Annotated in this window: 8 protein-coding genes; all 8 read left to right on the top strand. The window is 41.8% G+C overall.

The window, feature by feature from the left end; translation table 11 throughout:
- The coding region (locus NXS00_RS23475) for a T9SS type B sorting domain-containing protein (protein ID WP_258101730.1) at positions 1-1,257 on the top strand (1,257 nt) is incomplete at its 5' end.
- Between the two features lies 1 nt (position 1,258).
- Positions 1,259-2,659, top strand: a complete 1,401-nt coding sequence (locus NXS00_RS23470) for a PorP/SprF family type IX secretion system membrane protein (protein ID WP_258101729.1) — start codon at positions 1,259-1,261, stop codon at positions 2,657-2,659.
- Between the two features lie 206 nt (positions 2,660-2,865).
- The gene (locus NXS00_RS23465) at positions 2,866-3,717 is read left to right on the top strand and encodes an EboA domain-containing protein (protein WP_258101728.1); all 852 of its coding nucleotides are present in this window, start codon (positions 2,866-2,868) and stop codon (positions 3,715-3,717) included.
- Positions 3,718-3,719: 2 nt separating this feature from the next.
- Positions 3,720-4,625 (top strand): TatD family hydrolase, encoded by a 906-nt coding sequence (locus NXS00_RS23460; RefSeq protein WP_258101727.1) that lies wholly within the window; start codon positions 3,720-3,722, stop codon positions 4,623-4,625.
- Complete coding sequence (gene eboC / locus NXS00_RS23455; protein ID WP_258101726.1) at positions 4,626-5,513, top strand: UbiA-like protein EboC; 888 nt, start codon at positions 4,626-4,628, stop codon at positions 5,511-5,513. It abuts the gene before it with no gap.
- A 1-nt stretch (position 5,514) separates the two neighbouring features.
- Positions 5,515-6,663, top strand: coding sequence for a 3-dehydroquinate synthase (locus NXS00_RS23450; RefSeq protein WP_258101725.1), 1,149 nt, complete (start codon positions 5,515-5,517; stop codon positions 6,661-6,663).
- Positions 6,664-6,669: 6 nt separating this feature from the next.
- A complete protein-coding gene (eboE, locus tag NXS00_RS23445) occupies positions 6,670-7,878 on the top strand; it encodes a metabolite traffic protein EboE (protein WP_258101724.1) in 1,209 nt (402 codons plus the stop codon).
- Positions 7,875-9,245 carry an alkaline phosphatase family protein gene (locus NXS00_RS23440; protein ID WP_258101723.1) on the top strand — a complete coding sequence of 457 codons (1,371 nt, stop codon included), beginning with the start codon at positions 7,875-7,877 and terminating at the stop codon, positions 9,243-9,245. The genes eboE and NXS00_RS23440 overlap by 4 nt, the downstream gene beginning before the upstream one ends.
- The last annotated feature ends 91 nt before the right edge of the window (positions 9,246-9,336 follow it).

Below are 9,336 nucleotides of genomic sequence, written 5' to 3'. Positions count from 1 at the left end.
GATGGTAATGGAAACACTGAAACCTGTACATTCAACGTCATTCCAGAGGATAACACCAAACCAACCATCACTTGTCCAGCAGATCAAAATGTGAGTTTTGACAGCAACTGTGAGTTTACACTAACAGACTACACCGCTCTGGCAACAACTGACGACAACTGTGGTACAGTCACTATTACTCAATCTCCGGCTGTCGGTACGGTCATAACCTCTACACAACTCATCACACTTACAGCTGATGATGGTAATGGAAACACAGAAATCTGTACATTCAACGTCATTCCAGCAGATAATACGAAACCAACCATTACTTGTCCAGCGGATCAAAATGTGAGTTTTGACAGCAACTGCGAGTTTACACTTACAGATTACACTTCTCTGGCAACTACCAGTGACAACTGTGGTTCGGTGACCGTCACTCAATCTCCGGCTGTCGGTATGGTCATCAACTCTACACAACCCATCACACTTACAGCCGATGATGGTAATGGAAACACTGAAACCTGTACATTCAACGTCATTCCAGCAGATAATACGAAACCAACCATCCAATGCATAAATGATATAACTAGCTGTGATGCCATTATTCATTTTGAATCACCTACAGCTTTAGACAATTGCTATGTGACAGTTGAATTAATTTCAGGCATACCAAGTGGTTCCGAGTTTCCAGTCGGCACTACTGTTAATGAATATTTAGCAACTGATCCTAGTGGAAACACTGCCTCATGTTCGGTTTCAATAACTCGTTATGCTCCTGTTTCCATTGATGCGGGGGACGACACAACCATCGATGCAGGTTTTACTCACACAATCAACACAACAACTACAGAAGCTATTGAATTTGAGTGGACACCCACTGAAGGCCTTGATGATCCATTTACGCAAAACCCTACAGCCTCTCCACAAAAAACCACTACTTACACGGTTTGGGCTTATTCCGAAAACGGCTGTTCGGCAAGTGATAATATAACCATTTCTATCAATCAAGAAATGGAAATCAACAACTTCTTTAGTCCCAATGGAGATGGTAAAAACGACTATTGGGAGGTAAAGGGTAATTGGTTGCTTGATGACTGTCAAATTAAGATCGTGGATGCATGGGGAAAACAAGTCTATCAAAGCATAGGCTATGACAATAGCTGGGATGGAAGATATAATGGCCAATCACTACCTGAAGGAACCTATTACTATACTATTTCCTGCTCAGAAGCATCTGTTAAAACCGGAGCAATCACCTTACTAAGAGTTAGATAACATGAAAAAACATTCAACCTTATACTGCTTATTTTTCGCATGTCTTCTTAATCTCTTTGGTCAGGCAGATATCAGCAACATGTATCAGCAAAATTACTACCTGATCAACCCAGCTTCTATTGGGTTAAATCAATGTTGGGATATTCATACAGGCTATAGAAAACAATGGACAGGTGTTTCCAGCAGCCCAACTCAGGTTTATTTGAGTGCTACCTCAAAGCTTGGTCAATCACAGGGTTTAGGGCTATTCGTAAGCCATGCATCAATCAATTTGATTTCAAACCTTAACGCAAAAGCCAGCTATGCTTATCAAGTAAATTTAACGTCAACCTCATCACTTCATTTTGGCGCTTCAGTTGGCTTTGGCCATCGGCGATTAGATTTATCTGAAATCATTGCTACAGATTATTCAGATTTTATTTTAACGGCAGATCCCAATGCAATGGGCATAAAATCTGATTTGGGTATACTCTTTCAAACCAACCGATTTCAGTTTGGAGCGGCTCTTCCACAATTGTTCCACCCTGATTTTCACAAGTCTGAAGAAACGCACAATTGGTATGATTACTATATAATTCATTCTAGCTACAACCTTGTACATAATGATCGATGGCTGGTTCAGGGTGTCGCATTATACAAGCAAAACCAAATTGGTAATGGTGCTGATATGGGCTTGCGTACTTTATGGAACAACCAATTTGGACTGGGTGCTGGGTACAGAACTAATAATGGAGCTTATGTCAAAGCAGAAATACACCTCAACGACCAGTTCAACTTGAATTATGGATATGAACTCGGTTCTGAGCAAATCTACCAGTCACATGAAATCATGCTGGGCATAAAACTCTGTAAGAAACCCCGACAAGTAATTAATGAAACATCCCCAGTCACCTTACCTATTGCAAATCGGGAAGTTTACGAGCCAGAAATAACTAAAAACGAACCAATTAAAATTTCAGAACCTGAGGAAATCATCTCTAATCCTGAACCTGAAGAATTAATAGAAACTACTCCTTTATTAACGGAGGAAGAACTTGACTCTATCAACTCAACCTTCGAAACACAAGAAATGCTCATCATTTTTGAATTAAACTCAGATGATGAGATTGTATCTTCTAATCAGGAAAAAGTGGTGAATGCAGCGGCTAAAATTTACGCACTTCAACCGGATGTTCAAATAACCGTAATTGGCCACTCCTGTAATCTTGGAAGTGAAGAAGTGAATCAGAAAATATCCGAACAAAGAGCTGAGTTTATCGCAAAACAACTGATCGCTAAAGGGATACCAGAATCCCAAATAAGTCATCTTGGAAAGGGAGAATCTATTCCTTTAACTACAGGTAAGTCTCCAGAAGAAAGATCAAAAAATAGACGGGTTCAGATCATTTTCAATATTGATTGATCAAACCAAGCAAAACTCTAATTACAACCATTTAAAGAAAAAACTTAAACACTGACAATCTTTGACAAAAGGAGGTTAACACTCCTTTTGTCTGACTATCAGAAAGTTTCACCTCTATCCATTATCCACCAACTTTTCGATCGTCAAAAAAGTGTACACTATTTCGGTTTAGCTGCTTAATTTTGAGCCAAGAGTACATTTTGACAATGACAACTACTTCTGAATACCTCCATCAATTTATCAGCAAACAACTCTCACCCCAGGCAAATGAATGGTTTGAGAAGAAGTATGCTGAAGTTCAATCTTCTGATACATCCAGAGCATTTTTCCTGGCGTTTGGGATGACACCTAAGAAAATAGGCACTGAGAAGTTACATGTGGATGAGAATAGTTTAACAGAATTACTAAAAAGCTATCCCGGATTCAACCCAATCTATTGGTCAATCGATCAACTGTGCCGAGTTAGGTTGATGTCAGCAATTAGCACTGAGTACAATCACCAGTGGATTACGCAACTTTTTAGTACTGCTGATATGAACGAGCAGGTCGCATTGTATAAAGGACTATTCTTCCTGGAAAATGTAAAAGACTTCACCGAGCAGGCAGTAGAAGGAGTTCGCACCAACATGCAACCAGTATTTGATGCCATTGCACTGAACAACCCATTCGCTGAAACCTATTTTTCGGAAGGAGCATGGAATCAAGTGGTCTTAAAGGCCATCTTCATGAACCGACCGATCTATCGAATTGTTGGTTTAGAGGAACGAAACAACGAGAACCTCACTTCTACCCTCATCGACTTTGCACATGAACGCTGGGCTGCTGGTCGTCAGGTAGTCCCTGAGCTATGGAGACTCGCCAAAGAGCGATTTGATAGCGATCTTTTGAAGGAGATCATAGAGAAATTTAAAACGTTTGACAGTCTGGAACAGGAAGCTATTGCCTTGATGATTCAGGAAACTGAATTGGCGGAAGCTAAAGACTGGGCTGCTCAAAATAACATAACCACCAACAAGTCCTGGGATGAACTCGGGCAAGCTTTAGAAAACCAAAACTGAAAATGATGCGATTTATCGATCCACATATCCATATGACTTCCCGCACTACGGATGACTATCAAGCCATGCGCAAAGCTGGAATAGTAGCGATCATCGAGCCAGCCTTTTGGTTGGGTCAACCAAGAACAGAGGCTGGAGCTTTCAAAGATTACTTTAGTAGCCTGGTAGGTTGGGAACAGTTCCGGTCTTCACAGTTTGGCATCAAGCACTACTGCACCATGGGGCTTAATTCCAAAGAAGCCAACAACGTACCACTTGCGGAGCAGGTAATGGAATTACTTCCTCAATATGTGCACAAAGAAAACGTGGTAGCCATCGGAGAAATTGGATACGATGATCAGACTGAAGCTGAAGATCGCTTCTTCCGTGAGCAAATTGAATTAGCAAAAGAGGTAGAATTACCTATTCTCGTTCATACTCCACACAGAGACAAGAAAAAAGGCACTTACCGATCTATGGATGTACTGGAAGAGCATGGTGTAGATCCATCGATGGTAGTCATTGACCACAACAACGAAGAGACTTGTAAAGAAGTGCTTGACAGAGGTTATTGGACTGCCTTTACCATTTATCCGAACACTAAAATGGGTAATCTGAGAATGGTGGAAGTGGTGAAACAATATGGTTCAGAAAGAATCATCGTAGACAGCTCAGCAGACTGGGGCGTTAGTGACCCGCTTTCCGTTCCAAAAACGGCTCATTTGATGCTAGAGAAAGGAATTTCTAAAGAAGATGTGCACAAAACCTGCTACCAAAACGCGCTGGAAGTCTATAGCAAAAGTGGCAACATGAAAGAATCTGATTGGGAAGACTATTCGATAGATCAGGCAGATCTTCATGAAGGCAATTGTGTACTGCGTGGACAAACACCTAAACAGGGATCTTCTGACAATATAGTTGCCAACTAAATGGCTATTAAACCTTACCTTATTTTGATGCGTCCGGCTAACCTGGTCACTGCTGTGGCTGATATATTAGCCGGAGCTTCTATTGCTGGGCTTACTTTGGCTACATTTCAATCAGCTGAGGTGATCAACATCATTTACCTGATGCTTGCGACGATTGGTTTATACGGTGGCGGCGTGGTGTTTAACGATGTGTTTGATTACGAACTGGATAAAGTAGAGCGTCCGGAAAGACCTTTACCAAGTGGACAAGTCAGTCGAACCAGCGCAACGATTCAGGCTCTTGTACTTTATATCATTGGAATTGTTCTGGCTTCCTTAGTGTCTCCCGTTAGCGGACTCATTGCTGTAGTTACAGCGATAGGCGCTACCGTTTATGACAAATGGGCCAAGCATCATACGTTCTTTGGTCCGGTAGTGATGGGTACTTGCCGTGGCCTAAACTTACTCCTTGGAGTATCTATTTCACTTCCGGTGTTGTACACCATGTGGCCAATTGCCATTTTACCTATCATCTTCATAGGAGCCATCACCTTGACTAGTCAAGGCGAGGTAGTTGGCAATAACCGCAAAGCTGTTGCATTAGCCATGTCGCTAGATGCAGTTGTGGTGATTCTATTGGCTGGTCTTGCAGTATATGGATACATTAATTGGATGACTTTGATCCCTTTTGTAACACTATGGTGGGGCATGAACCTCTTCGCCAAAATCAAAGCTTACAAAGTCAATGAGCCCAAATTCATCATGAAAGCCGTCAAAATGGGCGTACTTTCACTAATCCCACTGAATGCCTGCTATGCAGCCGGTTTTAGCTCCTGGCAACTTGCGGTGGCTATTCTTTGCCTACTCCCTATTTCGCTTTTCTTATCAAAATATTTCGCGGTAACGTAACATGAGCAAACAGTCTTTTAGTATTGAATACAATTACGAGGTTCAATTCACAAGCAAGGTATTTGACCCTGCCAATGACATTCTGATCAATGTATTGAAAGAAAACAGTGAGCGATTCCCAATCAAAGTGGCTTTTGCTATTGATTCGGGAGTATTGGAGCATCATTATTCACTTAATGATTCCATCAAAGCCTACTGTGAAGCACACAACATTGATTTGGCTGCAGAACCATTGGTTCTCCCTGGTGGAGAGCCAGTAAAGAACGACATGAACCTTGTTTTTCAAGGACTTGAATACATCGATACCGCTAAAATTGATCGCCATGCGTTTCTGATTGCTATTGGTGGTGGGGCTATTTTGGACATGGTGGGTCTTGTTGCCGCTATTGGTCATCGTGGCATTCGCCATATACGCATACCGACAACAGTACTTTCTCAGAATGACTCAGGAGTAGGAGTGAAAAATGGCGTCAACTTCCAGGGTAAAAAGAACTTCATTGGAACATTCGCTCCACCTGTTGGGGTGATTTGTGATCAGGAGTTTTTGACGACTCTCTCTGAAAGAGACTGGCGTGCTGGAATTCCGGAAGCGATTAAAGTGTCCTTATTGAAAGATCCAGAATTCTTTCACTGGATTGTGGATCATGTAGACCAACTTAATGATCGCAATCTGGAAGTGATGATGGAATTGGTGGAACGATGTGCAGTGCTTCATATGGTACACATCAGCACCAATGGCGATCCATTTGAGAAAGGTTCCTCTCGCCCACTCGACTTTGGTCATTGGGCAGCGCATAAACTGGAGCAACTTACTGACTTTGATGTGCGTCACGGTGAAGCGGTAGCTATTGGACTGGCCATTGACAATGTCTATGCCATGAAAAAAGGTTGGCTTTCTAGAGAAGCATGTGAAACGATTTTGAATTGCATTCAACAACTTGGTTTTGAGCTTTTCCATTCACAATTGACTGATGAATCAGGAGATCAGATCAACCCTAAACTGATTGCTGGTTTAGAAGAATTCCGAGAGCATTTGGGTGGAGAATTAACGATCATGCTGCTCGACGGCATTGGTCAACCACGAGAAGTACATGAAATGGATCATCAATTGATAGAAGAGTCCATTTTATTCCTAAAACAAAGAAATTAAGCGATTATGGAGTTCCAACCGAATAGTCATTTAAGCTATTGCAGCAATATTCATCCGGGAGAAAGTTGGCAAGATACGTTCTCCAATTTGAAAACGCATATTCCTGTAATTAAAGCACAAGTTAGTCCTGACCAACCTTTTGGAATAGGCTTAAGACTCTCCAATGAAGCGTCCATCGACTTGGCAAAGGCTGAGCACCTATCAGCATTAAAAAGCTGGCTCACTGAAGCAAACTGCTATGTTTTTACCATGAATGGATTTCCTTATGGTGGATTTCATGATCAGGTAATTAAAGACAAAGTGCATGCACCAGATTGGACCACTCCTGAGAGATTGGCTTATACCAAGAGACTAGCTGATATTCTTGCGCAATTATTACCAGAAGGAGTTATTGGGGGAATATCTACTTCTCCTCTATCCTATCGTTGGTGGCATCAACAGGAAGATTTCGATCAGGTAAAAACGACTTGCACCGCTCAATTAATGGATCTTATGATTCATTTGCAAGAGCTAAAGCAACAAACTGGCAAATCCATTCACATAGACATGGAACCTGAGCCAGACGGATTGCTGGAGACTGGACAGGAATTCATCGACTATTATCAGAAATTCTTACTTGGAGAGCAATTGAGCATCATCACGGAAGCTTTTGAATGTTCCAAAGTAGAAGCAAAAACCAAAGTAAAGGAACACATTCAGCTGTGCTACGACATCTGTCACTATGCCGTAGAATATGAAGAAGCAGCTCCATCAGTAGAGCAACTTCGTGCGTTGGATATACCTGTTGGTAAAATTCAAATAAGTGCAGCATTAAAAGCTAGTTTAGGAACACTGTCTGATCGGATGAGCATCAAAGCAGACTTGCAAAACTTTGTGGAGCCTAATTACTTACATCAAGCCGTTCTGAAACAACTCGATGGAGAACTAACACGATTCAAGGACCTGGACATTGCCCTGAAGGAAATCGATAATGATCAGTTTACCGAGTTGAGAACACATTACCATGTTCCGCTATTTACAGAGACCTATGGCAATCTGAAAAGCACACAAGACGAGATTGTCAATCTATTATCGCTCTGGAAAGAGAAGCCTTTTTGTTCGCATTTGGAAGTAGAAACCTATACCTGGGGAGTACTACCTTCTGCATTGAAAAAGGACATTGATGCGTCAATCATCAGAGAATTGGAGTGGGTTTTAAATACAGTAACACGATGAAAAAGCTAGCAGTCCTTAACCTGGTTGGTCTTTCTCAGAGAATCCTGAATGAAGAATCTGCACCGTTTCTAAGCAAATGGATGAAAGAAAAGTCCGTGCGAAGCATTGAACCAGTGTTGCCAGCAGTTACTTGCTCTGTTCAATCCACATACCTGACTGGAAAATGGCCTTCTGAGCACGGAATTGTAGCCAATGGATGGTATTTCCGTGATGTCAGTGAAGTAAACTTATGGCGTCAATCCAATAAATTGGTTGAAGGCGACAAAGTTTGGGACATGGCTCGCAAGCAAGATCCGAACTTCACCGTTGCTAACATGTTTTGGTGGTACAACATGTATTCGTCTGCAGATTATGGAGTTACACCACGTCCGCAGTACCTGGCTGATGGACGAAAGCTGCCAGATTGCTACTCTCAGCCAGCAAGTTTACGAGATCGCCTGCAATCTGAGTTAGGTACTTTTCCATTGTTTGATTTCTGGGGACCAAAAACAAGTATTAAATCGAGTAAATGGATTGCTGATGCTTCTGTAATTGTCGCCAAAGAACAAGACCCGACTTTGCTGCTCGTATACCTTCCACACATGGATTATGTGCAGCAGAAATTCGGTCAGCTAGATGATCTTACCATCAAAGACCTGCGAGAACTGGACGCTTTATGTGCGGACTTCATTCCAAAACTAGAGGCTCTTGGCAGAGAACTAATGGTATTGAGTGAGTATGGAATAACCAACGTAGATACTCCAGTTCATATCAATCGCATTCTTAGAAAACATGGTTTGATCGCGGTTCGTGAAGAGCGAGGAACGGAGCTTTTAGATCCGGGAGTCAGTAAAGCATTTGCTGTTGCAGATCATCAGATTGCTCATGTCTATATCAATGATCCAGGTGTGAAAGAACAGGTGTATCAGATCCTCAAAGACACACCAGGAATAGCTTTGGTTTTAGACGATACAGGCAAGAAGGAATACCACATTGATCATCCTCGAGCGGGTGAACTTGTTGCAGTAAGCGAACCAAACAGCTGGTTTACTTACTATTTCTGGGAAGATGATGCCAAAGCGCCAGACTATGCCCGAATGGTGGACATTCACAAGAAACCTGGATATGATCCAGTAGAGATGTTCCTCGATCCAAAGCAAAAATTGATTGTTCCAAAAATCATCTGGAAAGTCATGAAGAAGAAGCTTGGTTTCCGAATGGTGATGGATGTTATTCCTCTAGACGCAACTCTGGTAAAAGGAAGTCATGGTCAGATCAATCTTGCACATGAAGATAAGGCCATTCTTATCTCAGAAGATCCTAACATCAGCGAAACGGTACAACCTACTGACATCTGCCAAATGATGCTGGATAAGATTTTTGGCTAGGTCTTAGATCTCTGAAAATTTGATTAGTTTGGTGGTAGCTATAGTATGTAGATGACTTCATTGACAGCTACACATTTTTTTATCAACCAGC

The sequence above is a fragment of the Marinoscillum pacificum genome, from assembly GCF_024714495.1.
Classification (GTDB): Bacteria; Bacteroidota; Bacteroidia; order Cytophagales; family Cyclobacteriaceae; genus Marinoscillum; species Marinoscillum pacificum.
The sequence above is the reverse complement of the archived record's forward strand: the minus strand, read 5'-3'. Positions and strand labels throughout refer to the sequence as shown.